Source organism: Amycolatopsis sacchari (assembly GCF_900114035.1).
Classification (GTDB): domain Bacteria; phylum Actinomycetota; class Actinomycetes; order Mycobacteriales; family Pseudonocardiaceae; genus Amycolatopsis_E; species Amycolatopsis_E sacchari.
In genome coordinates, this window is record NZ_FORP01000004.1 from 327,817 (window position 1) to 350,647 (window position 22,831).

22 protein-coding genes are annotated in these 22,831 nt (G+C 73.2%); 11 read left to right on the top strand and 11 right to left on the bottom strand.

All coding sequences use genetic code 11. The features are described from left to right. Positions 1-49 precede the first annotated feature (49 nt). From BMZ92_RS10145 to BMZ92_RS10155, 3 genes are read left to right on the top strand one after another with little or no spacing between them, the layout of a single operon-like run. Complete coding sequence (locus BMZ92_RS10145; RefSeq protein WP_091505545.1) at positions 50-1,255, top strand: M20 metallopeptidase family protein; 1,206 nt, start codon at positions 50-52, stop codon at positions 1,253-1,255. Continuing rightward, positions 1,252-2,529, top strand: a complete 1,278-nt coding sequence (locus tag BMZ92_RS10150; protein ID WP_091505547.1) for an MFS transporter — start codon at positions 1,252-1,254, stop codon at positions 2,527-2,529. Before BMZ92_RS10145 ends, BMZ92_RS10150 begins: the two co-directional genes overlap by 4 nt. Beyond that, entirely contained in the window at positions 2,526-3,320 is a 795-nt protein-coding gene (locus BMZ92_RS10155; RefSeq protein WP_091505548.1) for a cyclase family protein, read from the top strand. The genes BMZ92_RS10150 and BMZ92_RS10155 overlap by 4 nt, the downstream gene beginning before the upstream one ends. A gap of 2 nt (positions 3,321-3,322) precedes the next feature. Here the strand turns inward: BMZ92_RS10155 and BMZ92_RS10160 are convergent, their stop codons facing one another. From BMZ92_RS10160 to BMZ92_RS10175, 4 genes are read right to left on the bottom strand one after another with little or no spacing between them, the layout of a single operon-like run. Continuing rightward, entirely contained in the window at positions 3,323-4,216 is an 894-nt protein-coding gene (locus BMZ92_RS10160; RefSeq protein ID WP_091505550.1) for an SMP-30/gluconolactonase/LRE family protein, read from the bottom strand. Further along, a complete protein-coding gene (locus BMZ92_RS10165) occupies positions 4,216-5,223 on the bottom strand; it encodes an LLM class flavin-dependent oxidoreductase (RefSeq protein WP_091505552.1) in 1,008 nt (335 codons plus the stop codon). Before BMZ92_RS10165 ends, BMZ92_RS10160 begins: the two co-directional genes overlap by 1 nt. A gap of 15 nt (positions 5,224-5,238) precedes the next feature. After that, a complete protein-coding gene (locus tag BMZ92_RS10170) occupies positions 5,239-6,081 on the bottom strand; it encodes an SGNH/GDSL hydrolase family protein (RefSeq protein ID WP_245782982.1) in 843 nt (280 codons plus the stop codon). Continuing rightward, positions 6,078-7,412: an MFS transporter gene (locus tag BMZ92_RS10175; protein WP_218153431.1), complete on the bottom strand. Its 1,335-nt coding sequence runs from the start codon at positions 7,410-7,412 to the stop codon at positions 6,078-6,080. The genes BMZ92_RS10170 and BMZ92_RS10175 overlap by 4 nt, the downstream gene beginning before the upstream one ends. 156 nt (positions 7,413-7,568) lie before the next feature. On the opposite strand from BMZ92_RS10175, the gene BMZ92_RS10180 reads away from it, so the two are divergent. After that, positions 7,569-8,189, top strand: a complete 621-nt coding sequence (locus BMZ92_RS10180; RefSeq protein WP_245782983.1) for a TetR/AcrR family transcriptional regulator — start codon at positions 7,569-7,571, stop codon at positions 8,187-8,189. A gap of 44 nt (positions 8,190-8,233) precedes the next feature. Here BMZ92_RS10180 and BMZ92_RS10185 read toward each other — a convergent pair whose 3' ends face one another. Together BMZ92_RS10185 and BMZ92_RS10190 are read right to left on the bottom strand one after the other, a co-directional pair. After that, a complete protein-coding gene (locus BMZ92_RS10185; protein ID WP_091505555.1) occupies positions 8,234-8,581 on the bottom strand; it encodes a hypothetical protein in 348 nt (115 codons plus the stop codon). Beyond that, a complete protein-coding gene (locus tag BMZ92_RS10190; protein WP_091505557.1) occupies positions 8,568-9,299 on the bottom strand; it encodes an IclR family transcriptional regulator domain-containing protein in 732 nt (243 codons plus the stop codon). Before BMZ92_RS10190 ends, BMZ92_RS10185 begins: the two co-directional genes overlap by 14 nt. A gap of 132 nt (positions 9,300-9,431) precedes the next feature. Between BMZ92_RS10190 and BMZ92_RS10195 the strand changes: the two genes are divergently transcribed. From BMZ92_RS10195 to BMZ92_RS10215, 5 genes are read left to right on the top strand one after another with little or no spacing between them, the layout of a single operon-like run. Then, positions 9,432-10,421 (top strand): alcohol dehydrogenase catalytic domain-containing protein, encoded by a 990-nt coding sequence (locus BMZ92_RS10195; RefSeq protein WP_091505558.1) that lies wholly within the window; start codon positions 9,432-9,434, stop codon positions 10,419-10,421. Then, positions 10,418-12,325, top strand: a complete 1,908-nt coding sequence (locus BMZ92_RS10200) for an oxidoreductase (protein ID WP_091505559.1) — start codon at positions 10,418-10,420, stop codon at positions 12,323-12,325. Before BMZ92_RS10195 ends, BMZ92_RS10200 begins: the two co-directional genes overlap by 4 nt. Further along, positions 12,322-13,695, top strand: coding sequence for an FAD-dependent oxidoreductase (locus BMZ92_RS10205; RefSeq protein WP_091505561.1), 1,374 nt, complete (start codon positions 12,322-12,324; stop codon positions 13,693-13,695). Before BMZ92_RS10200 ends, BMZ92_RS10205 begins: the two co-directional genes overlap by 4 nt. Before the next feature lie 16 nt (positions 13,696-13,711). After that, positions 13,712-15,019, top strand: coding sequence for an MFS transporter (locus BMZ92_RS10210; RefSeq protein ID WP_091505562.1), 1,308 nt, complete (start codon positions 13,712-13,714; stop codon positions 15,017-15,019). An 18-nt stretch (positions 15,020-15,037) separates the two neighbouring features. After that, the gene (locus BMZ92_RS10215) at positions 15,038-15,856 is read left to right on the top strand and encodes an IclR family transcriptional regulator domain-containing protein (RefSeq protein WP_091505564.1); all 819 of its coding nucleotides are present in this window, start codon (positions 15,038-15,040) and stop codon (positions 15,854-15,856) included. Between the two features lie 10 nt (positions 15,857-15,866). Here BMZ92_RS10215 and BMZ92_RS10220 read toward each other — a convergent pair whose 3' ends face one another. Continuing rightward, complete coding sequence (locus BMZ92_RS10220) at positions 15,867-18,536, bottom strand: helix-turn-helix transcriptional regulator (RefSeq protein WP_091505565.1); 2,670 nt, start codon at positions 18,534-18,536, stop codon at positions 15,867-15,869. 92 nt (positions 18,537-18,628) lie between these two features. Between BMZ92_RS10220 and BMZ92_RS10225 the strand changes: the two genes are divergently transcribed. Continuing rightward, positions 18,629-18,994, top strand: coding sequence for a nuclear transport factor 2 family protein (locus BMZ92_RS10225; protein WP_091505567.1), 366 nt, complete (start codon positions 18,629-18,631; stop codon positions 18,992-18,994). A gap of 749 nt (positions 18,995-19,743) precedes the next feature. Here BMZ92_RS10225 and BMZ92_RS10230 read toward each other — a convergent pair. Next, entirely contained in the window at positions 19,744-20,391 is a 648-nt protein-coding gene (locus tag BMZ92_RS10230; protein ID WP_091505568.1) for a GntR family transcriptional regulator, read from the bottom strand. 92 nt (positions 20,392-20,483) lie between these two features. Between BMZ92_RS10230 and BMZ92_RS10235 the strand changes: the two genes are divergently transcribed. Next, positions 20,484-21,020, top strand: coding sequence for a YbhB/YbcL family Raf kinase inhibitor-like protein (locus BMZ92_RS10235; protein WP_091505570.1), 537 nt, complete (start codon positions 20,484-20,486; stop codon positions 21,018-21,020). Positions 21,021-21,066: 46 nt separating this feature from the next. Here the strand turns inward: BMZ92_RS10235 and BMZ92_RS10240 are convergent, their stop codons facing one another. Genes BMZ92_RS10240 through BMZ92_RS36830 form a run of 3 tightly spaced genes read right to left on the bottom strand, consistent with a single transcriptional unit; the run spans position 21,067 to position 22,772 of the window. After that, positions 21,067-21,900, bottom strand: a complete 834-nt coding sequence (locus tag BMZ92_RS10240; RefSeq protein WP_091505571.1) for an alpha/beta fold hydrolase — start codon at positions 21,898-21,900, stop codon at positions 21,067-21,069. Positions 21,901-21,933: 33 nt separating this feature from the next. Then, positions 21,934-22,455 (bottom strand): Dps family protein, encoded by a 522-nt coding sequence (locus tag BMZ92_RS10245; protein WP_091505573.1) that lies wholly within the window; start codon positions 22,453-22,455, stop codon positions 21,934-21,936. Further along, positions 22,452-22,772, bottom strand: a complete 321-nt coding sequence (locus BMZ92_RS36830; protein ID WP_143249838.1) for a hypothetical protein — start codon at positions 22,770-22,772, stop codon at positions 22,452-22,454. Before BMZ92_RS36830 ends, BMZ92_RS10245 begins: the two co-directional genes overlap by 4 nt. Positions 22,773-22,831 lie beyond the last annotated feature (59 nt).

The following is a 22,831-nucleotide window of genomic DNA, read 5'->3' on the forward strand; positions in this document are numbered from 1 at the left end:
AACGACACCCACACTCTGCCGAAAGTTCGAGCGAGTGAGGAGGACCGGGATGTCGGTGGTGGCGGACGCGCGGGAGCTGGCGGGCGAGCTCGTCGGGCTCCGGCGGGCCCTGCACCGGGAACCGGAGGTCGGGCTGCACCTGCCGCGCACGCAGGAGCGGGTGCTGCGGGCACTCGACGGGCTGCCGCTGGAGATCACGACCGGCCGCGACTGCACGTCGGTCACCGCGGTGCTGCGGGGCCGCGGGGACGGCGTGGTGCTGCTGCGGGGCGACATGGACGCGCTGCCGGTACAGGAGGAGACCGGGCTGGCGTTCGCGTCCGAAGTGGACGGTGCGATGCACGGGTGCGGGCACGACCTGCACACCGCGATGCTCGTGGGCGCCGCCCACCTCCTCTCCGCCCGGCGGGACCGGCTCGGCGGCGACGTCGTGTTCATGTTCCAGCCCGGCGAGGAGGGCTGGGAAGGCGCGCGCACGATGATCCGCGAAGGCGTCCTCGACGCCGCGGGACGACGCGCCGACGCCGCGTACGGGCTGCACGTGTTCTCCAACCTCGGCCCCGCGGGGCGGTTTTCCACCCGTCCCGGGGTGATGCTCGCGGCGTCCGCGACGCTGACCGTCACCGTGCACGGCGAAGGCGGCCACGGTTCGGCGCCACACCAGGCGAAGGACCCGGTGCCCGTCCTCGCGGAGATGGTCACCGCGCTGCAGACCGCCGTGACGCGCCGGTTCGACGTGTTCGACCCGGTGGTGCTGACGGTCGGGGTGCTGCGGGCGGGCACGCGCAGCAACGTCATCCCCGACACCGCGGCCTTCGAGGCCACCATCCGCACCTTCTCCGAGGAGTCGGGGCGGCGGATGCGGGAGACGGCGCTGCGCGTGGTGTCCGGTATCGCGGAGGCGCACGGCGTGACCGCCGAGGCGGACTACACCGAGGGCCGCCCGCCCACGATCAACGACGACGAGGAGGCCGCGTTCGCCCGTGAGGTGGTGGCCGAGACGTTCGGCGACGAGCGCTACGCCCCCTTGGCCGACCCGTTCACCGGCGCCGAGGACTTCTCCCGCGTCCTGCGGGAGGTGCCCGGCTGCTTCCTCGCGCTGGGCGCGCTGCCGCCGGGAGCCGACCCGGACAAGGCGCCGTACAACCACAGCCCGCGTGCCGTCTTCGACGACTCCGTCGTCGGAGACGGCGCCGCCCTGCTGACCGAGCTGGCCCGGCGCCGGCTCCTCACCCCTTCCGGAGGCCAACGATGACCGACACCGCCCAACAGCAGCAGGCACCCGCGACGCGGCGCACGTCCCAGCTCGTCGGGACCGCGCTCGGGCACGCGCTGGAGTGGTACGACTGGGGGATCTACGCGATCTTCGTGCCGTTTTTCGCGACGCAGTTCTTCTCGCAGGGCGACCAGTTTTCCGCCGTGCTGTCGAGCCTCGCGGTGTTCGCGGTCGGCTTCATCGCCCGCCCGGTCGGCGGTTTCCTGTTCGGCTGGCTCGCGGACCGGATCGGACGGCGCGTCACCATGTCGGCGACGGTCGCGACGATCGCCGCGGCGAGCTTCGTCATCGGGATCGCCCCGACCTACGCCAGTGTCGGCGCGTGGGCGTCGCTGATCCTGCTCCTCGCCCGCGTGGTGCAGGGCCTCGCGTGTGGCGGCGAGCTGCCGTCGGCGCAGACCTACCTGTCGGAGATCGCGCCCGCCGCCCGGCGCGGGAAGTGGTCCAGCCTCATCTACATCGCCAGCGTGTTCGGCAACACCGTCGGCGTGCTACTGGGGCTGGTGCTCACACTGACGCTGACGTCCGGGCAGATGCACTCGTTCGGCTGGCGCATCCCGTTCCTGCTCGGCGGTGTGTTCGGCCTGGTGGCCGTCTACATGCGACGGAAGATGGCCGAGACGGAGGCCTTCACGCAGGCGGGCGCCGAGCGGCCCAGGCTGTGGCCGCAGCTCGTCGCGCACCGCAAGGAGGCGGTGCGGGTCATCGGCCTGTCGGTCGGCTTCACCGTCGTCTACTACTCGTGGGTGGTCGCCGCGCCCGCGTACGCCATCAGCACGCTCCACGTGTCCTCCACCGGCGCGCTGTGGGCCGGGGTGGCGTCGGCCGTGCTGCTGATCGCCGTGATGCCGTTCTGGGGCGCGCTTTCCGACCGCATCGGCCGCAAACCCGTGCTGCTGATCTCGACCGTCGGCGGCGCGGTCACGCTCTACCCGGTGCAGCTGCTCGCGCAGGACAGCGCGTGGCGGCTGTTCGCGGGGATGGCGCTGGCGGCGGTGTTCATCTCGGCCGGGGTGTCGATCCTGCCCGCGGTCTACGCGGAGATGTTCCCGACCCGCATCCGCGCCGTCGGGCTGGCGGTACCGTACTCGGTGGCCGTGGCGCTGTTCGGTGGCACGGCGCCGTACCTGCAGACGTGGATCGGCGCGAACCTCGGGCGCTCGTCGTACACCGGGTACCTGGTCCTGCTGCTGCTCGTGTCGGCCGTGGTGATCGCGACGATGCCCGAAACCCGCGGAAAGGACCTCAGGTGAGCCCCTCCCTGCTCGACGCGCTCGCCGCCGCCCGGCCTCGGGTCGTGGACCTGGCCCAGCCCCTTCGCGACGGCATGCCGTGTTCGCCCACCCACCCCGGTTTCCACCTGGCACTGGCCCGCCGCCACGGTGACGTGGCGAGGCCGGACGGGATGACGGGTGCGCACGAGCTGCTCGTGCTGGGCGGTCACGTCGGCACGCACATGGACGCGTTGTCGCACGTGGCGGTGGACGGCCGGTTCCACGGCGGGGCCCCGGCCGTCGTGGAGAACGGGCGGTACCGCAGCCACGGGATCGACGAGGTCGCGCCGCTGGTGTGCCGCGGCGTGCTCGTCGACGTCCCGGCCCGGCGCGGGGTCGCGCGGCTCGCGCCCGGGGAACCCGTCACGGCCGAAGACCTGGCGGACAGCGACATCCGCGAGGGCGACGTCGTGCTGATCCGGACGGGCTGGGCCCAGCTGTGGGAGGACGCGAACGCCTACGTCGGCGGCGAGAGCGGGGTGCCCGGGCTCACCGCCGACGGCGCGGAGCAGCTGGCCGCCGCCGGGGTCGCGGCCGTCGGCGCCGACACGATCGCGCTGGAGCACATCCCCGCCGGCGCCGGGCTCGCGCGGCTGCCGGTGCACCGGATCCTCCTGCACGAGCACGGGATCAACCTCATCGAGGTGCTCAACCTCGAGCCGCTGGCGGAGACGGGCGCGCGGGAGTTCGTGTTCGTCGGCGCTCCGCTGCCCGTCGTCGGGGCCACGGGAGCGCCGATCCGCCCGCTCGCGCTCGTCGAGCAGCGCTGAGGTCAGGGCCGCCCGGCGTGCGGGCTGTCCACGCGGACCGCGCGCAGGGTGCCCTCCCGTTCCCGGGTGCGGGCGTCCTCGTGGAAGTCGGGCGCGGCGCACACGAACAACGTGCGCCCGTCCTCCCCACCGAGCATGCACGCGAAAGCCCCGGTGCCGGGCGAGATCTCCTCGCTGACCTCGCCGCCCTCCCGCACCCGCAGCACGCGGTTGCCGGTGGCGTCGGCGACCCACAGCGCGCCTTCGGCGTCGAGGCAGCAGCCGTCCGGCGCGACGACCACCTGGGCGAACAGCGGCTCCAGGTTCCGGTCGGTCGGCAGCTCGCCGAACTTCGCCCACGTGCGGCGGTTCACGAGGTCGCCGTCGCCGGTGACGTCGAAGGCGCTGACGCGGTTGCCGAAGGTCTCGCAGACCAGGAGCACCCCGTCGTCGGTCAGCACGCTGCCGTTGGGGAACCACACGTCCTCGGCGACCGTGGTGACGGTGCCGTCCGGATCGGCCCGCAGCAGCGCCGCGGTCTCCAGCGGGGCGCCGCCCATCAGGTCGAACCCGAACTCGCCCACGAACGCCCGCCCGTGCGCGTCGACGACCATGTCGTTGGGATAGCCCTTGACGTGGCTGGACAGGTCGGCGTGGGTGACGAGGCTGCCGTCGGGTTCGCGGCGGAGCAGGCGCGCGTCCCGCATCGAGACGACCAGGAGCCGCCCGTCCGGCAGCCAGCCCAGCCCGGACGGCTGCCCCTCGACCTCGGCCTCGACGCGGAGGTCACCGCCGTCCTCCCTGGCGGAGTACACGCGGTGGGTGTAGAAGTCGGCGAACCAGATCCGCCCCTCGTGCCAGCGGGGGCACTCCAGGAACGAAAGCCCGTCCACGACCGTGTTGATCTCCCGGCTCATCACGCACCTCCGGCAAGTACTGGGTCTGCGGCTTCGAGGAAGTTTTCCAGCTCCGCGCGCACTTCGGAACCACACGGCTGGAAGACGATCTCGGTGACGCCGAGCGCCTGGAACTCGTCCAGTTTGCGGCGGATCTCGGCGCGGGTGCCGCTGAGCGTGACGTCCCGCAGCGTCACGCTCCCGCCGGCCCGCCACGCCGCGGTGTCGGCCGCGTTGAGCTCGACGCAGTGTCCACTGTGGATGGAAAGATGGCGCTGCTCCGGCGGCTCCGCCTCCAGTGCGTCCAGCCACTCCTGGCCGCCGGGCAGTGCCCGCACAGCGTCCGGGCCGCCGAACTCGTAGGCACCGTGCAGCGACAGGGCCCAGCCGGGGCCGGCCGTCTGCCTCGCGTGGTCGGAGTCGGGCGCCTCGTCCTCGTCGAGCACGGTCCCCCACGCGAGATAGGCCACCCAGGGGTGTTCGCTCATGAACTCCGGGGTGCTCAACGTCGCGTAGAGCCCGTCGCCGAGTTCCCGCGCGACCTTGGCGCCCTTCGGTCCGAGCGCGCCGACGAGCACCGGGACCTCGACGGGCCGCGACGGCGCGTGCCCTTCCGGATGCAGCATCCGCATCCGCGCGCCCTCCCACTCGATGGTCTCGCCCCGCAGCAGCCCGCGGTAGGCGCGGATGTAGGACTCCATGTACGACCAGGGAACCGCGCCGTAGCCCATCGCGCGGCGGCCGCTGAACCCGGTGCCGAACGCGACCGCGACCCGGCCGGGGGCGAGCGCGGTGAGCGCGGCCGTCGCCGCGGCGTTGACCATCGGGTGCCGCAGGCTCGGCACGAGCACGCCCGGCCCCAGCCCGATGCGCTCGGTGCGCTCGGCGGCCAGTGCGAGCATCATCCACACGTCCGGGCTCTGCTGGGGCGTGTCGTAGAGCCACGCGCGGTGGTAGCCGAGCTCCTCCGCGAGCGCGATGTTGTCCGGTGAGTCCAGTGCGGTGGGAAACGCGCAGGACACGTCCATCGGGTCCTCCTCCCGTCAGTGCCGGGCCTTGAGTGCGCCGGCCAGTATCGCGGCCACGTGCCGCATTCCTTCGGCGTTCGGGTGGTAGGGGTACGCGGGCGACGACGGTGTCGCCCCCTCCAGCCAACGCCGCTCCGGTGGTTCACACAGGCCGTGCCAGGCACTGGGCAGCCGGATGTCCACATAGGACGCCCGGTGCGTCACGGCCTGCCACGCCAGCATCCCCGCGACCATGTCCAATCTGGACTGGATGTAGTTCGCGTCCGCGGGCGTGTACGGGTCGGCGGGGAAACAGCCGCCGGGGCGCCAGTACGTCAGGTACCCGGTCACGACGACCTTCGCGTGCGGGGACCGGCGGTGGATCTCGTTCAGCGCCGCACCGACTTTCGGGGCGGTGTCCCGGATCCTCGCGGCGAACGTGTCCACGCCGCCGGCGTCGTACCGCTCCCGGCACGAGGGCTGGGCCGGGACGCCACCGGGGCTCGCGCACGCGACGAACGCCGAGGACAGCACGATGTCGTTGGCGCCGATCGCGACCGTGACCAGGTCCGTGTCCGGTCGCAGCGCGTCGAACTGGGGCGGCACGATCCCGGCCTGGCGGCCGGTGAAGTCGGCCGTCGTGGCGCCCGAGCACGACACGTCGGTGAGCGCCGCGTGCAGCGTCGCGGCCAGCACGTGCGGCCAGTTCCGGTCCGAGCGCAGGCACGTCGTGTCGATCTGGTCGGGGATCAGCGGGCCCGCCGCCGACGAGTCGCCCAGCGCCACGTACCGCAGCGGACCGCCCGCCACCGCCTGCCCGCCCGTCACGCACCACAGCAGGACCGCCAGCGCGAGGGCGGCCACACGCCGGGCGGTCACGCCGCCCCGCTCCGGTCGACGGCGACCGGCGCGGCGGTGTCGTCCTGGCGGTGCCGGAGGGTGCGCGCCAGCACCGGCACCAGCGCGACGGCGACGACGGACGCGACGAGCAGCGTGTAGTACGGCGACAGCAGGTTGCCGGTCGCCTCCTCGATGAGCCCGTAGGCGTAGGGCCCGACGAACCCGCCCGTGATGCCCACGGTGTTGATGAACGCCAGCCCCGCCGCGGCCATCAGCCCGGACATGCGGGACATCGCGACCGACCAGAACAACGGCAGCGTGCCGAGCGCGAAGAAGCTGGACAGGAAGATCAGCACGATGCGCACCGGCGCGTACGGCAACAGCAGGAACAGCATCAGGATGACCAGCGTGCCCCCGGCGCCGACGCCGATGAGGGTCACCTCGTGGCCGATGCGCCGCTTGAGCCACGGGAAGAACAGCACGCCGGCCAGCCCCGCGAGGCCGCCGCTGCCCGCGACGAGCCCGACCAGGAACGTGTTCTTGATGCCGATCGACTGCAGCAGCGACGGGTAGTTGAAGCCCACGCCGGAGCTGATCGCCTGGTTGATGAAGTAGATCGCGGCGAGCGCGAGCACCGGCGGGCGCCCGAAGGCCAGCCGCAGGTTGCCCCGGATCCGTTCCGGCGACGGGGCGTCGTGCGCCACCGCCCGCTCGCTCAGTTCGAGGGCCTGCTCGGGGGTGAGCCACTTCGCGTCCGACGGCCGTCCCGGCAGCGCGAACCAGACCAGCACCCCGGCGGCGATCGTGACCAGGCCTTCGATGAGGAACATCCACTGCCAGCCCTGCAGCCCGCCGAGCCCGTCCAGCTCCATCAGCGCGCCACCGGCGGGCGCGCCGATGAAGATCGCGACACACGGCGCCACGTAGATGAACCCGACGATCGTCACCCGGTGCCGCTGCGAGAACCACAGCGTGACCAGGTACATCATCGCGGGGAACAGGCCCGCCTCCGCCGCGCCGAGCAGCAGCCGCAGCAGGTAGAACGACCACTCGTTGCGCACGAACATCATCGCCGCCGAGACCGCGCCCCACGTCAGGGCGATCCGGGTGATCCACACCCGCGCGCCGACGCGGTAGAGGACGAGGTTGCTCGGCACTTCCAAAAGGGCGTAGGTCAGGAAGAACAGCCCGGCGCCGAGCCCGTAGGCGGCCGCGCCGATGCCGATGTCGGCCTCCAGCGACGTCTTCGCCAGCGAGATGTTCGTCCGGTCGACGTAGGACATGAAGTAGGCGATGCCCAGGACGGGCAGGAGCCGGACCATGGCCCGTTTCGTCGCCAGCTCGTGCAGCAGGTCTTTCGCGTTCGCCATCGCCACGACCCTCCGTGAGCCACTTTGCTCTGGAATTTCTGCCGTTCTACCTGCGATACTACCGAGTATCACGGTAAGCGCCCCGCGTTCGCCGTGTCAACGCCGGGCGCCGGGCGTGCGACGATGGCGGCGGTCTTCGCGAGGGGAGGAGCAACGGTGAGCGCGAGCCCAGAGGTGGCTTCGGAGGTGTGGCAGCGGATCCTCGACGCCGCCGCCGAGGCGTTCATGGTCAACGGGTTCGCCAACGCGACGATCGACGACATCGCGCGCGAGGTGGGGGCGACGAAAGGCCTGGTGTACTACCACTTCCGCTCGAAGTTCGACATCTACCTCGCCGTGTACGAGGAGGGCATGCGGCGCGTCCGGGAGCGGGTCGAGCCCCACGCGCGGGGCGGGGGCAGCGGCCGGGACCGGCTCGTGGCGATGTGCGTGGCGCACGAGATCAACCTGATGGAGGACCTGGCCTACCACCACGTCGTGCACCAGGGCGTGCGGGACCAGCGCTCGACGGCGCTGAAGGCGCGCCAGCGGGACGCACTGACGGAGCTGAACCAGCTGCGCAGCGACTACGAGGACCTGTTCCGCGGTGTCGTCACCGAAGGCATCGAGGACGGTTCGCTCCGCCGCGTGGACGCCGCCCTGGCGACGAGGACGCTGCTGAGCAACCTGAACGCCGTGGACATGTGGTACCACCGCCGCGACGGCCAGCCACCCGACGAGGTCCACGACCTCGCACGGCGGGTGGTGGACCTGCTGATCGGCGGTTTGGCGGCCTGAGGGGAGCCGAACCCGGCCGAGAAAGCGAACTGCGGCCCCGCGGATCAGCCCGGCTGGATGTACTCGAACACCGCGCCGTCGCCGTGGCGGGCGATCATGCGGGCGCCGTTCGGGCCCTCGCCGGGGCCTTCGAGGACCTGACCGCCGCCGGCGGTGACCGCGGCGCCCGCCGCCTCGATGTCCGCCACCAGCAGGGTCGCCGTCCTCCGTACCCGGGACAGCTCCTCGGCCTCGCCCGCCAGCAGCAGGAACGGGCCGACCCACGCCAGTTCGACCGCGCCGAACCGGAAGCGCCTGACCTCGGTGGTCCCGGCGAGCACGCGGTAGGTGTCCAGCGCCGCTTCAAGGTCGTCGACCTCGACCCTGGCCAGCACGCGCTCAACGATCGGCATCGGCGTCCTCCTCGCGGTACGCACGCTCGATCCGCCCGGCGGCCTCGGTCAGCGCGGGACGCAGCGTTTCCGCCAGCGCCGAAGCGCTCACGCGGTCGGCGTGCGCGGAGATCCCGATGGCGGCCACGGTGGCCGACGCCCCATCGCGGACGGGCACGGCGACCGAGCGGGCACCTTCCTCCTCAGCGGCGAACCAGCCGTCCCGCCGGGCCGCGTCGATCTCCGCGCGCAACGCCGCGTCGAACCGCTCACTCGCCAGGTCGCCGTCCGGTCTGCCGGCGAGCAGGACCCGGCCCAGCGAGGTCCGGTGGGCGGCGACGCTGCTGCCGACGGTGACCACGGGCGCCATCAGGCGCTTGCCCGGCACGTGCGCGACGTACACGACCTTGTCCCCGTCCAGCACGGCCATCGACGCCGACTCGGTGAAGCGCGCGGACAGCTCGGCCAGGTGCGGCAGGGCGAGCCGCGGCAGTCGCAGCGCGGCGAGGTAGGCGTTGCCGAGTTCGAGCACCGCGGGGTGCAGGCGGAACTGCTGCCGGTCGGCGCGGAGGTACCCCCTGGCCACCAGCGTGTGCAGGAAACGCCGGGCCGACGCGCGGTCGAGGCCGCTTTCCTTGGCGACCTCGCTGAGCGTCAGGCCGTCCTGATCGGGCCGGAACGCCGCGAGGACGGCCAGCCCCCGTTCCACGGAGGCCACCAGCTCCGGGTCTTCGTTCACGCCGGCAGCTTAACACCAGTCGCGCGCCCAGCGCACAAGTGTGCGATCCATGAAACACACCTCTTGCCTTCACGCGCCTGAGGCCGCATAGTCGAGCGCTATGCGAACGTTTGTGCGTCAGGAGCCCGACTCATGAGGGTCGCGGTGACCACGGGCCCGAACCGGGTCGAGATCGTCGAACGCCCCGCGCCCGTGGCCGGGGAAGGACAGGTGCTCGTGCGGGTGGAGTGCGTGGGGGTGTGCGGCACCGACGCCCACATCTGGGCCGGCGAGTACCCGGCCTCGTCGCTGCCGCTCGTGCAGGGGCACGAGATCACCGGCTGGGCCGGCGGCGAGCGGGTGGTGGTCGAGCCCGCGTTCTCGTGCGGCCGGTGCCACGCCTGCCGCTCGGGCAGGGCGAACGCTTGCGCCCGCAGCGCCGTGCTGGGCGTGCACCTCGACGGCGCGCTGGCCGAGTCGGTCGTGGTACCGGCCGCCCACGCGCACCCGGCGCCCGGACTGTCCGCGACGACGGCGGCGGTGGTGGAACCGGCGGCCATCGCCCTGCAGGCCGTCGAGCGCTCGCTGGCGCCCGCGGAAGCGTTCGCGCTCGTGCTGGGCTGCGGGCCCATCGGGCTGCTGGCGACGCGGGCACTCGCGGACCGGGGCGCGCGGGTCGCCGCGCTGGACCGCGATCCCACGCGGGCCGAGCGGGCCCGGCGCTTCGGTGCCGAGTTCACCGCCCCGGTCGACGGGCGGCCGGACTCCCGGCAGCGGGCAGCGCTCGCCGAGTGGGCGGGCGGCGAGGGGCCCTCGGTCGTCGTCGAGGCCACGGGCGCGCCCGCCGCACTCGCCACCGCGCTCGACCTCGTCGTCAGCGCCGGGCGGGTGGTGACCGTCGGGATCTCCGCGGCGGAGGCGCGGTTGCCGATGAACCTGTTGCCTTACAAGGAACTCGACCTCGTCGGCAGCCGGAACAGCCGGGCGCTGTTCCCGGCGGCCATCGACTTCGTCCGGCGGCACCGGGCACTGGCCGAGGACCTGGTCACCCACCGCCTGCCGCTGGCCCGCACGGCGGAGGCGTTCGCGCTCGCGCACCACGGCGACGCGGCGGTCGGCAAGATCCTCATCGAGGTCCCGTGAACACCGCCACGCCGCTCAGGCTGGGCCCGGCCGCACTCCGCAACCGCGTGGTCGCCGCGCCGATGGAGCGGAACTACTGCCGTCACGACGGAAGTCCCACCGAGCACTACGTGAACCGGGTCGCCGCCGTGGCGGAAGGCGGCGCCGCGCTCGTCTACGCCGAGGCCGCGTTCGTGCGTGCGGATGGGCGGGTGCGCCCGCGTCAGCTCGCCGTGGACGAGGACTCACGGATCGCGGGCCTGCGACGGCTCGCGGACGCCGCGCACGCGGGCGGCGCGCTGTTCGGCATGCAACTGGTCCACGGTGGACGGTTGGCGAAGGCGGCCGTCAGCGGGTACACGCCGGTGGCCCCGTCCCCGGTCGTCGCGGAGGTCGTGGACGGCGACCTCCCGCTGGAACTCGACCGCGACGACATCGCCGACCTCGTCACCCGGTTCGCCGACGCGGCGCGCCGCAGCGCCGAGGCCGGTGCCGACGTGGTCTCGGTCCACGCCGCACACGGCTACCTGCTCTCGCAGTTCCTGTCCCCCAGGACCAACCGGCGCACCGACGAGTACGCCGATCCCGCGCGCTTCCTCGGCGAGGTCCTCACCGCGGTCCGCGCCGCAGTGCCGGGACTCGCCGTCGGCATCCGGATCTCCGCCTACGAAGGCGTGCCGGACGGGCTGGACGCCGATGCCACCATCGCCATCCTCCGCAGGGCGGGAGCGTCCACACTGGACTTCGTCGACGTCTCCGCGGGCTGCTACGAGGCGGGCCAGTGGATCACCCCGCCCGGTGAGCTGCCGCAGGGTCTGCACGCGGAAACCGCCGCCCGGTTCCGCGCGCTCGGCCCGCCGGTCGGTGTTTCGGGCCGCATCACCGACGGAGCCACCGCGAGCCGGATCCTCTCCCACGGACAGGCCGACTTCGTCACGGTCGCCCGCGCACTGCACGCCGATCCCGCGTGGACGCGTAAAGTCCTCAACGGACTATCGCCGCGTCCCTGCATCGCGTGCAACTACTGCACCGACGCGCTGCGCACCGGGGAACCCGTCGGCTGCGCGGTGGCGCCCGAGGCGGCCGGACCACTGCCGGTGGTACGGCCCGCCGCGCGCCCGCCGGTCCTCGTCGTCGGCGGTGGGCCCGCCGGGCTGGAAGCGGCCAGGACCGCGGCGGCGAACGGGCACCCGACGCGGCTCGTCGAGCGCGCCCCCGCACTGGGCGGGGCCTTGCGCCTCGCGTCGCGGCTGCACGAGTACCCGGAGTACCACCGCATCCTCGACTGGTACGCGGAGGAGCTGGCCGGGGCGGGGGTGACCGTCGAACTCGGCAATGCCCTCTCCCCCGCCCGGATCCCCGCGCAACCTGAGGAGATCGTCGTCCTCGCCACCGGAACACCGCGCTCAGTACCCGTCCTGCCCGGTGCTCCGGCCGGACGGGTGCACCACCTCCGCGACTGGCTCGCCGAGGACCACGACCTCGAGGACGAGTACGTCGTGTGGGGCGCGGACCGTGACGGCACCGCGGTGGCCGACCACCTGGCCGCAGCCGGCGCCCGGGTGACGCTCATCGGCGCGGAACCCGAGCCCGCGCACGACGTCGGCGCGCGGGCGAAGATCCTCCCGCTCGCCCGGCTCCACGCCTCGGCACGGGTCCGTCTCGTCCTCGAATCCGTGCCGACCGTCGTCGAACCGGACCGCATCCACGTCCGGCACGCCTCCGGGCAGCACACCGCCATTCCCGCCCGCGGCCCGATCCTCGTGTCCGTCAACGGCTCCGACGTGCACAGCCCGCTGCGCGTCGTACCCGGCAAGACGGTCGTGGCGGTCGGCGATGCCGCGGGGCACGGCGGCTGGTCCGCACTCGCCGTGCGGCACGCCGCGGAAACGATCAACCGGCTCTCGCAAGGAGAACACGCATGACAGCACTACCGGAACTCACGACGGAGCACACCGTCACCGTGCCGCCGCGCGAACTTCCCGTGACCACCACCGCCGACGTCGTGGTCGCCGGAGGCGGACCCGCCGGATTCTGCGCCGCGGTCGCCGCCGCGCGGGCCGGGGCGCGGACGGTGCTCGTGGAGCGCGGCCCGTTCCTCGGCGGCACCGCGACCGGCGCGATGGTCGCGAGCTTCATGGGCTTCTACTGGCGCACCACGCTGGTGGGTGGAGGTATCGGCCACGAGATCACGCGACGGCTCGTCGACGCCGGGGGCGCGAGCGGGTTCACCCCGTACGTCCTCGCCGAAGCCAGCGAAAACCCGCTGCGCGTGCGGACCTTCCCGTTCGACCCGGAAGTCCTCAAGCTGGTCCTCGACGACCTCGCCGCGGAAGCCGGGCTCGACGTCAGGCTGCACAGCCAGGCCGTCGACCCGGTGGTCTCCGAGGGATCGGTGCGCGGGCTGGTCGTCCAGGGCCGGTACGCGCCCGAGGCGATCGGTGCCGGGGTGGTCGTCGACGCCACGGCCGACGCCGTGGTGTGCCGCAGAGCGGGTTGCGCCGTCGAGAACCCGCAGGGCAGGCACGAGCGCCAGCCGATGACGATGATGGCCCGTCTGTCCGATGTGGACATATACCGCTTCCGCGCGTTGCCCCGCGAGGAGAAGCGGCGGCTGGCCAGGCTCGGCGTGGCGGCGGGTGAGCTGGCCCAGCAGCTGCTGTCGCTGGTCAGCTCCCCTTCCGGGCACGACGCGTTCATCCTGATGACCCGCGTGTCCGGATTGGACGGTTCGGACAGCGAGGAGCTGACGCGGGCGGAAATCGCCGGACGCGAACAGGTGCGCAGGGTGCTGTCGTTCCTGCGTCGCGAGGTGCCCGGCTTCGAAAACGCCCACCTGTCGGCGATCGCGCCGTGGATCGGGGTGCGGGAGACGTGGCGTGTGGTGGGCGACCACCTGCTGACCGAGTCCGACGTGCTGAGCGGGCGGCAGTTCCCCGACGCCGTCGCCCAGGCCGGTGGACCGCTCGACGTGCACGACAACACCAACGGGCTCACGCTCGTCGAACCGCCCGCCCCGTTTTCGGTGCCGTACCGGAGTTTGCTGCCGCGCGGTGTGGAGGGACTGCTCGTCGCCGGGCGGTGCCTGTCCGCGACGCAGGCGGCGATGGGCGCGGTGCGGCACATGGGCACGGCGATGGCCACAGGACAGGCCGCCGGAGTCGCGGCCGCACTCGCCACCCAGCTCGGCGTACCTCCGCGTGCCGTGCCCGCCGACCGGCTCCAGGCCCTGCTGCGCGAGCAGGGCGCGATCGTCGATTCCCCCGCCCAGCCCCGGCTTCCCCGCACCGCCTAGACCCCGGAGGTCAACGATGACCAGTTCCGCCCGCACCCGCGCGATCGCCTCGAACCTCGTCGGCACCGTGCTCGAGTGGTACGACTTCTACATCTACGGCACGGCCACCTCCCTGGCCTTCGGTTCGCTGTTCTTCCCGTCCTCCAGCGCGCTCGCGGGCACGCTCGCCGCGTTCGCGACCTACGCGATCGGCTTCGTGCTGCGCCCCGTCGCCGGCGTGGTGCTCGCCCGCTGGGGCGACACCCTCGGCCGCAAGAACGTGATGGTGCTGTGCCTGGTGCTCATGGGTGCCGCGACCGGCGGCATCGGCCTGCTGCCGACCTACGCCCAGGTGGGCGCGCTCGCGCCGGTCCTGCTGGTGCTGCTGCGGCTGGTGCAGAGCATCGGCGCCGGCGCGGAGTACGGGACGGCGATCACGATGAGCGCCGAGCACTCCACCGCCCGCCGCCGCGGTCTGCTGTCGAGCATGCCCGCGCTCGGCGTCTCGCTCGGCATCCTGCTCGGCACCGGCGTGTTCGCCTCGCTGTCCGGGCTGCCGAAGGCGGAGTTCCTGGCGTGGGGCTGGCGCGTGCCGTTCCTCGTCGGGTTCGCGCTGGTCCTCGTCGGGCTGTACATCCGGCTGCGGGTCGACGAATCGCCGGAGTTCACCGAGCTGAAGTCCGCCGGCGCGATCGTGCGCAACCCGATCCGCGAACTGCTCAGGACGCACCGGCGGCACGTCGTGCTCGCCGCGCTGGCCCGCGCGACCGACGCCGTGGGCAGCCAGGTGTTCAACGTGTTCGCGATCTCCTACTGCACCGGCACGCTCGGCATGTCCTCCGGCCCCGCGCTGACCGGGGTCATGGCCGCGAACCTCACCGGTCTCGCCGTGATCCCGCTCGCCGGGCGCTGCGCGGACCGGTGGGGCCGCAAGCCGGTGTTCCTCACCGGGCTGCTGTTCGTGGCGGTGGCCGGGTTCCCGTTCTTCTGGCTGCTCCAGACCCGCGAACCGGTGCTCGTCGTCCTCGCGCTCGTGCTGGTCTACGGCATCGGCATCAAGATCGCGCTGTCGGTGTCGGGGGCCTACCTCGCGGAGATGTTCGACCCGCGCGTGCGCAACAGCGGGGTGAACCTCGCCCGCTCCGCCTCCGACCCGCTCGCCGGGTTCACGCCGCTGATCGCGACGGCACTGCTCGCACTGGCCGGCTCGTACTGGGCGGTCGGGGTGTTCGTCGTCGGCACGGCGCTGGTGTCGGCCGGTGCCGTGCTCGCCGGGCCCGAAACCCGGCAACCGCACCCGGCCGGCGAGCGGCGTGGTGGAATGGCGGAGCAGGCCAGGAGCTGACGGCGAGGGAGGCACGGCGTGGCGGAAGGTGGCGGCGGTCCGTTCGTGCGGACCTTCGACCGCGGCTTGGACGTGCTCACGGCCTTTTCCGCCGAGCGCGCCGAACTGTCGGTGACCGAGGTCGCGACGACGTGCGGTTTCGACCGCGCCACCGCCCGCCGCCTGCTGCGCACGCTGGAGTCGCTCGGCTACGTCGAGAGCACCGGCACGAAGTACCGGCTCACGGCGAAGGTCCTCGAACTGGGGTACGCGACCATCGCGTCCCAGACCTTCCCCGAGATGGTGCAGCCCTACCTGGAGGACGTGGCCCACGCGGTGGACCACTCGTGCTCGCTGGCCGTGCTCGAGGGCGAGGCGGCGGTGTTCCTCGCCCGTGCGGCCGTCGGCCGCGTCATGACGATCAGGCTGGCGCCCGGGACGCGGGTGCCGGCCGCGGCGTCCGCGGTCGGCCGCGCGCTGCTGTCGGGCCTGCCGCCCGCGGCGCTCACCGAGTACTTCGAGCGGTTTCCCCCGGTGCGGTACACCGACCGCACCGTCACGGACCCCGGGGAGCTCGCGGGCCTGATCGCGGAGGTGCGCGAGCGGGGGTGGGCGTTGCTCGACCAGGAGCTCGAACGCGGGGTGCGCAGCGTGGCCGTGCCGTTGCGCGACACCGCGGGCGAGGTGGTCGCGGCGGTCACCATCGGCACCCACACGGGCCAGGTCGGCGACGACACGTTGTTCGGCTCGATCCTCCCGCGCCTGCGGGACTGCGCGGCGGCCATCGAACGCACGATCACCGCGAGCCCGCTCTCGCCAGGGCCCTCCGACGGCACGTTCTTCCCGGCACGACCGTAAGCGACCGGGCTCAGCCCTCCCCCGGATCCCGCAGCGGCAGCTCCGCCAGCTCACCCCGCGAACGCACACCCAGCTTCGGATACGCCTTGTACAGGTGGTGCCCCACCGTGCGGGGGCTGAGGAACAGCTGCGCCGCGATGTCCCGATTGGACAGTCCACTTGCGGCGAGGCGGACGATCTGCAGTTCCTGCGGGGTGAGCCGGGACAGTGCGCCGGGTGCCGTGGTCGCGCCGCCGCTGCCGCTCACACCCGTCGCGACGAGTTCGGCCTCCGCACGCGCGAGCCACGGCGCGGCGTGCAGGCGTTCGAACGTCTCGCGGGCCGAGCGCAGGTGGGTGCTCGCGTCGGCCTTGCGCCGGGCCCGCCGCAGCCACTCCCCGTACAGCAGCTCGGTCCTCGCCTGCTCGAACGGCCTGCGGTCGGCCTCGTGCAGTGCGAGCGCGGTCTTGAAGTGCTGCTCCGCCTCGTCCTCCGGACCGAGCAGCGCCCGGCAGCGCGCGACGAGGGCGTCGGCCCAGGCCTGGCCCATGCCGCGCGCCCGTGCGGTGAACCACCGGAAAGCGCTTTCCGACCGCCCCGGTTCGCCCACGCGCACCGCCGCCTCCACGAGGTCGGGCACGCTGCGGGCCGCCAGGCCGTAACGCGCCGGGGACGCGGCAAGCGCTTCCAGCCGTGCGAGCGCGACCGCCGCCCGGCCTCGCCCCAGGTCGAGCACGCCCATCGCCCAGTTGGCGCGCGGGATGCCGGGACCGTCGTGGGCACCGAGCACCGCGGCGGCCAGCTCGCGGCACCGGGCTTCGTCGCCTTCGATGGCGGCGACGTGGGCCAGCACGCTGGAATGCAGGCCCCGCCACTGCCGCTGGCCGATGTCCTCGGCGATCCGGTCGGCCTCGGCGGACGACGTGACCGCGTCGCGGTGCAGGCCGACCGCGAGCTGGGCTTCGGCGAGCAGGAACAGCAGGTTCGGCAGCCGCGCGATGCGCCCCTCCGCCCGGGCGTCCGCCACAGCTCTCGTGGCGAGCGAGAGCACCGCGCCGTCCTGCCCCAGCACCTGCTGGAGCCCGCACACGAGCAGCAGCCCGTCGGGACCGGCCGCCTCGCGCCCCGCCTGTTCTCCCAGAGACGCCAGGTCGGCCGCGACTTCCCGGTCGAGCAGGACGGACATCGCCGCTTGCACGAACCGGTGCAGCGGACCGGAACCCGTGAGCCGGTCCGCGCTTTCGGCGAGCTCCCGCCGGCCCGCGAACCAGCCGAAGTAGGCGCCCTCCAGCAACAGTTCCCGCGCCCGTTCCGGCGGCAGCCCGGCGGAGGCGTCCAGCACCAGCCGGTGCGCCTCGCCCGCCCGGCCCTGGGAGAACCGGGCGAGCGCATCGACGAGGACCAGTCGTGTCCGCAGGTCCGGGTCGTCCGGGGGTGTGGCCACCTGGGCCGCGAAGGACCGGGCCCGGTCGGCCTCCCCCGCCTCGGCCGCGGCCTCCGCCGCGAGGACGAGCCGGCGCACCCTGGCGGGTTCGGTGGAGCTGAGCTGCGCGGCGCGTGCGTAGGCGGTGGCCGCGGCGGTGTGGCCGCGGCGCCGCCCCGCCTCGGCCGCGGTGCGCTCCAGTTCGGCGGCCACGGCCTCGTCCGGCCCGGTGGCCGCGCTCGCGAGGTGCCACGCGCGGCGGTCGGCGTGCTCGGCACCCGTCAGCGCCTGGGCGAGCGCGCGGTGCAGCGCGAGCCGGTCGGCGAGCGGCGTGCCCTGGTAGGCGGCCGTCCGGACCAGCGGATGCCGGAAGGCGATGGTGCCCTCGCCGAGCACGACCAGCCCGGCGTGCTCGGCCGGGCTCAGGTCGGTCACCGAGGCGCCGAACGAGGCGGCGGCACGGAGGACGACCGCGAGGTCACCGGTGTCGTCGGCCGCGGCGACCAGCAGCAGCTGCCTGGTGGCGGCGGGCAGTCCGGCCAGCTGCTCGCTGAAGGCGGCACGCAGCTTTTCGGTCAGGGGCAGCGCGGGACCGGGGTCAGCGGCCCGGAGCGCGGTGGGGAGCTCGATCAGCGCGAGCGGGTTTCCGGCGGCCTCGGCCAGCAGCCGCGACCGCAGCGGCGGGGCCAGGCCGGGATCGTGGTCGGCGAGCAGGGTTTCCGCGGCGGCAGTGTCCAAACCGGACAGTTCCAGCACCGGCAGGCCCGGCGCCGCGAACCCGGGACGGGCGCCGAAGAGGAGGACGACACGCTCGGCGTCGAGCCGCCGGGCGGCGAACAGCAGCGTCTCGGCCGTCGCGTGGTCGAGCCACTGCGCGTCGTCGACGAGGCACACCAGCGGTTGTTCCTCGGCGAGGTCTGCCAGCAGCGAGAGCACCGCCAGCCCGACGAGGAACCGGTCACCGCTGCCGGGCGCCGCGAGGCCGAGCGCGCTGCGCAGCGCCGTCGCCTGCACCTCCGGCAGCGCGCCGGCCCGGTCCAGCGCCGGGCGCAGGAGGAGGTGCAGCCCGGCGAAGGGCAGCTCGGCCTCGGACTCCACGCCCCCGCCGCGGAGCACCCGGGCACCGGCTGCGGCGGCGGCCCCGGCGGCGTGCTCCAGCAGCGCGGTCTTGCCGATGCCGGGCTCGCCGCGGACCACGAGCGCCCCGCTGCGCCCGGCCGCGGCGGCGGCCAGCACGTCGTCGAGCCGCGCGCGTTCGGGGTCCCTGCCGTACAGCATGGGTCCAAAGTACTTATGCGTGACCGATTCCCCGGCTCCCGATCCCGCCTAGCGTTCTCACCAGCAGGAACAACCGAGTGAGGAGCCTGGAGATGAGTGATCTCAACGAACTGGTCCAGGACTACATCGCGATCTGGAACGAGACGGACCCGGCGGCCCGCCGCGCCAGGATCGACGCGCTGTGGACCGAGGACTGCGCTTACATCGACCCGATGGCCGAGGCCCGCGGACGCGACCAGCTCGACGCCACGATCGGCGCCGTGCAGGCCCAGTTCCCCGGTTTCGTGTTCAAGCTGGGCGGCGACGTGGACGCCCACCACGAACAGGCCCGCTTCACCTGGGAACTGGGCCCCGAAGGCGGCGAGGCCCTCGTGGTGGGCTTCGACGTCGCGATCTTCGACGGCGGCCGGATCCGGACCGTCTACGGCTTCCTGGACAAGGTCCCGGCAGGGGCCTGATCGGGGTCAGCCCAGCCGTGGGGTCCCGCAGGCCGGCTTCGCCACCAGGCGCGGCCCGGCCTGCGGGACGTGGGTATCTCGGCGGGTGCCGCCGGGGTCTGAACACGACCGGCCGTCGTCGCGCTGGGCGGGCTGATCGGCCCCAGGCGCGGCCCGGCCCGCGGGACGCGGGCACTCCGGCGGGTGCCGCGGCAACCCGAACGCGACCGGCCCTCGTCAAGCTGGGCAGGCTGATCGGCCATCAGGCGCGGCCCGGCCCACGGGACGCGGGCACTCCGGCGGGTGCCGCCGGGGTCCGAACGCGACCGGCCCCCGTCGCGCTGGGCGGGCTGATCCGCCACCAGGCCCGGCCCGGCCCGCGGGACGCGGGCACCTCGGCGGATGCCGCCGCAACCCGGACACGACCAGGCGTCGTCGCGCTGGACAGGCCTGCGTGGCGGGCTGATCCGCCACCAGGCCCGGCCCCGTCTGCGGGACACGGGCACCTCGGCGGGTGCCGCCGGAGCCCGAACGCGACCGGCTTTCGTCGCGCTGGGCAGGCTGATCGGCCACTAGGCGCGGCCCGGCCCGCGGGACGCGGGCACCTCGGCGGCTGTCGCCGGAGCCCGAACGCGACCGGCTTTCGTCGCGCTGGGCAGGCCTGCGTGGCGGGCTGATCCGCAACCAAGCGCAGCCCGGCCTGCGGGACGCGGGCACTCAGACCGCCGCCGCAACCCCAACGCGACCGGCCCTCGCCGAGCTGGACCGGCCTACCTCGCGGGCTGATCCACCAGGCCTTCCGCCGTGCGGGTCACGTGGCGGGCGAGGCACGCCGCGGCGCGGTCGGCGTCTCGGGCCAGTGTGGCTTCTTCCAGCTCCGCGTGCTCGGCGACGTGATCACGGCCCGGGTTGCGGCGGCCCGACCACCGGCGCGCGAGTTCGCTCGCCGTCCAGAGCCGGTCGAACGTCTCCAGCAGCACGGTGTTGCCGCAGCCCTCGAGCAGCGCGCGGTGGAACACCCGGTGCGCCTCGGACCACGCGGCGCTCGCGAACTCGCCCTCCCCCGGCTCGAACGGCGGCGTGCGCGCGAGCCGGTGGTGTGCGGCGCGGACGCGTGACTCCCAGTCGAGATCGCCCCGGGCGATCGCCAGCCGCAGCATCGCCGGTTCGACCGTGCTGCGCGCCTCCGCGATCTCCTGCCAGCGGCGGTCGGAGAACGACGGGACCGCGAAACCACGGTTGGGCAGCCGGTCGGCCAGCCCCTCCCCGGCCAGCCGCACCAGCGCCTCGCGCATCACGGCCAGGCTGACTCCGTGCAGGTTCGCGAGTTCCTGGGGCTTGAGGGCCGCACCCGGAACGTGGTCCCCACGCATGATCTCGTCCCGCAGGCGGGCGTGGACCTGGTCGGAAAGGGTCATGTCCCTGGAGTGTAGACGATCTGGCAGATAATCGATTATCTTTGCTATAGTCGATCACGACACCAGTTGACCCAGGTGGAAGGAACAACCCGATGACCGCGAACGACCCGTTCGCCCGCCTGCCCGAAGCGACCACGTTCACCGTCACCAGCCCCGGCCTGCGCGACGGCGGCCCGCTGCCCGCCGCGCAGCTTTCGGGCAGCCTGCCCGGCGGCAAGGACCTGTCGCCCGAGCTGTCCTGGAGCGGCGCTCCCGAAGGCACCCGCAGCTACGCCGTGACCGTCTACGACCCGGACGCCCCCACCGGTTCCGGCTTCTGGCACTGGGCCGTGGCCGACATCCCCGCCGACGTGACCGGACTGCCCGAGGGTGCCGGCGACGAGACCGGCAGCGGCCTGCCCGCAGGCGCCTACCAGCTGCCCAACGACGCGAGGGTGGCCCACTTCCTCGGCGCCGCCCCGCCCGCGGGTCACGGCCCGCACCGCTACTTCATCGTCGTGCACGCGCTCGACGTCGAGCACCTCGGCGTCGGCCCCGAGGCCACCCCCGCCTACCTCGGCTTCACGATCTCCGGCCACATCCTCGGCCGGGCCGTGCTGACGGCGACCGCCGAAACCCCGGCGGCCTGAGCACGCCCCGCCGGAGCCCGTGACCGCGGGCTCCGGCGGACGGCGCTCAGCGGCCGAGAAAGTCCAGCAGTGCGGTGTTGACCTCGTCGGGGTGGGTCCACGCGATGTTGTGCGGGCCCCCGGACACGGTCACGAACTCCAGGTCCTTGATCAGGCCGGGCAGCCGCGCCGCGGTGGCCTCGTAGGGCAGGATCCGGTCGGCGTCGCCGTGGACGAGCAGCACCGGCACGTCGATCTTGGGCAGGTCGTCACGGAAGTCCGTCAGCCACGTGTCGACACAGGCGTAGGCGGCGTGCGCGGAGGCCGCGACGGCGACGTTGAAGCTGTTCTGCCACGCCTGCTCGCTGATACGCGTGCCGAGGTAGGTGTCGACGTTGTAGAAGTTGTCGAGGAACTCCTTGAAGTAGGCCGGCCGGTCCTTGACCACCGCTTCCTTGATGCCCTCGAACACCGAGCGGTCGACGCCCTCGGGGTTGTCGTCGGTCTTGAGCAGGTACGGCGGGATGGCTCCCATCAGCACGGCCTTGCGCACCCGCACCGAGCCGTAGGTGCCGAGGTAGCGGGTCACCTCGCCAGTGCCCATCGAGAAGCCGACCAGCACGATGTCGTCGAGCTCCAGGTGGTCCAGCAGCGCCTTGAGGTCCGCGGCGAACGTGTCGTAGTCGTAGCCGACGGTGGGCTGGCTGGACTGGCCGAACCCGCGGCGGTCGTAGGTGATGACGCGGTACCCGGCCTGCAGCAGCACGCGCTCCTGCTTCTCCCACGAGTGCCCGTTCAGCGGGTAACCGTGGATCAGCACGACCGGCTGCCCCTCGCCGTGGTCCTCGTAGTAGATCTCGACGGCTTCCGAGTTCTGCTGTCCGACGGTGATCCTGCCCATGACTTTTCCTTTCGGGGGTCGGGAAACCCGGGTTCAGCGGCGCGGCGTGCGGCCGGCCGCGTCGAGCATCCAGGCGTGCTTCTCCAGCGTGTCGATCACGCCGTGGACCAGGTCGGAGGTGGACGGGTCCTCGGCGTCGATCGCATCGTGCGCGACCCGCATGGTCGACACGGCGGCGTGCAGCCGGTTGGTGACCAGCTCGATCACCTCGGCGGTCGAGAGCTCGCCCGCCGGGAACGCGGCCAGCGTCGTGGTGGCGGCGACGGTGTCCGACCGGCCGTCCGGGGTGCCCCGCAACGCGCGGAGCCGCTCGGCGATGGTGTCGCTCGCCTCCCGCGCGGCGTCGGTGATGTCGTCCAGCTGCAGGTGCAGGCTGCGGAAGTCGGTGCCGACGAGGTTCCAGTGCGCCTGTTTCGCCTGCAGGTGCAGCTCGATCAGGTCGACGAGGATCAGCTGCAGGTTGCGGGCCAGCGCGGGTGAGGCGCTGAACCCCACGGTGCCCGAGGCGGGCAGCCGCCGGTTGCCGGTGGGGGTGGGCTGGTCGATCGCGGTCATCTGGCTACCTCCGGGTTCCGTGTGAGTCCTGCGTTCGTGCTGACTCCAGACTTCCGTGCGGAGACCGGGAGGACCATGAGGTGTTCTTCAGAATTCCCGCGGCTTTCCCACACCCCGGCACTGTGGTAAACCCCAGGCCCGCCCTGGTGGGAACCGGCCATCAGGCGCCGCGCCTCCCGCACCTCGGACAGGCACTCGCCGAGCAGCCCGGCCAGCTCCGCCGGGGCGCTTTCCCCGGCCAGCTCCAGTCCGATGAGGACGTTCACCAGCCGGGACCGGACATCCCGCTGCCACGTCGGTTCGATTCGCTCGCTCACCAGCATGCGTTCAGGCTCGCGCTCCCGGCGGTGACCCGGTAGGGGCCAAAAGGCACGCA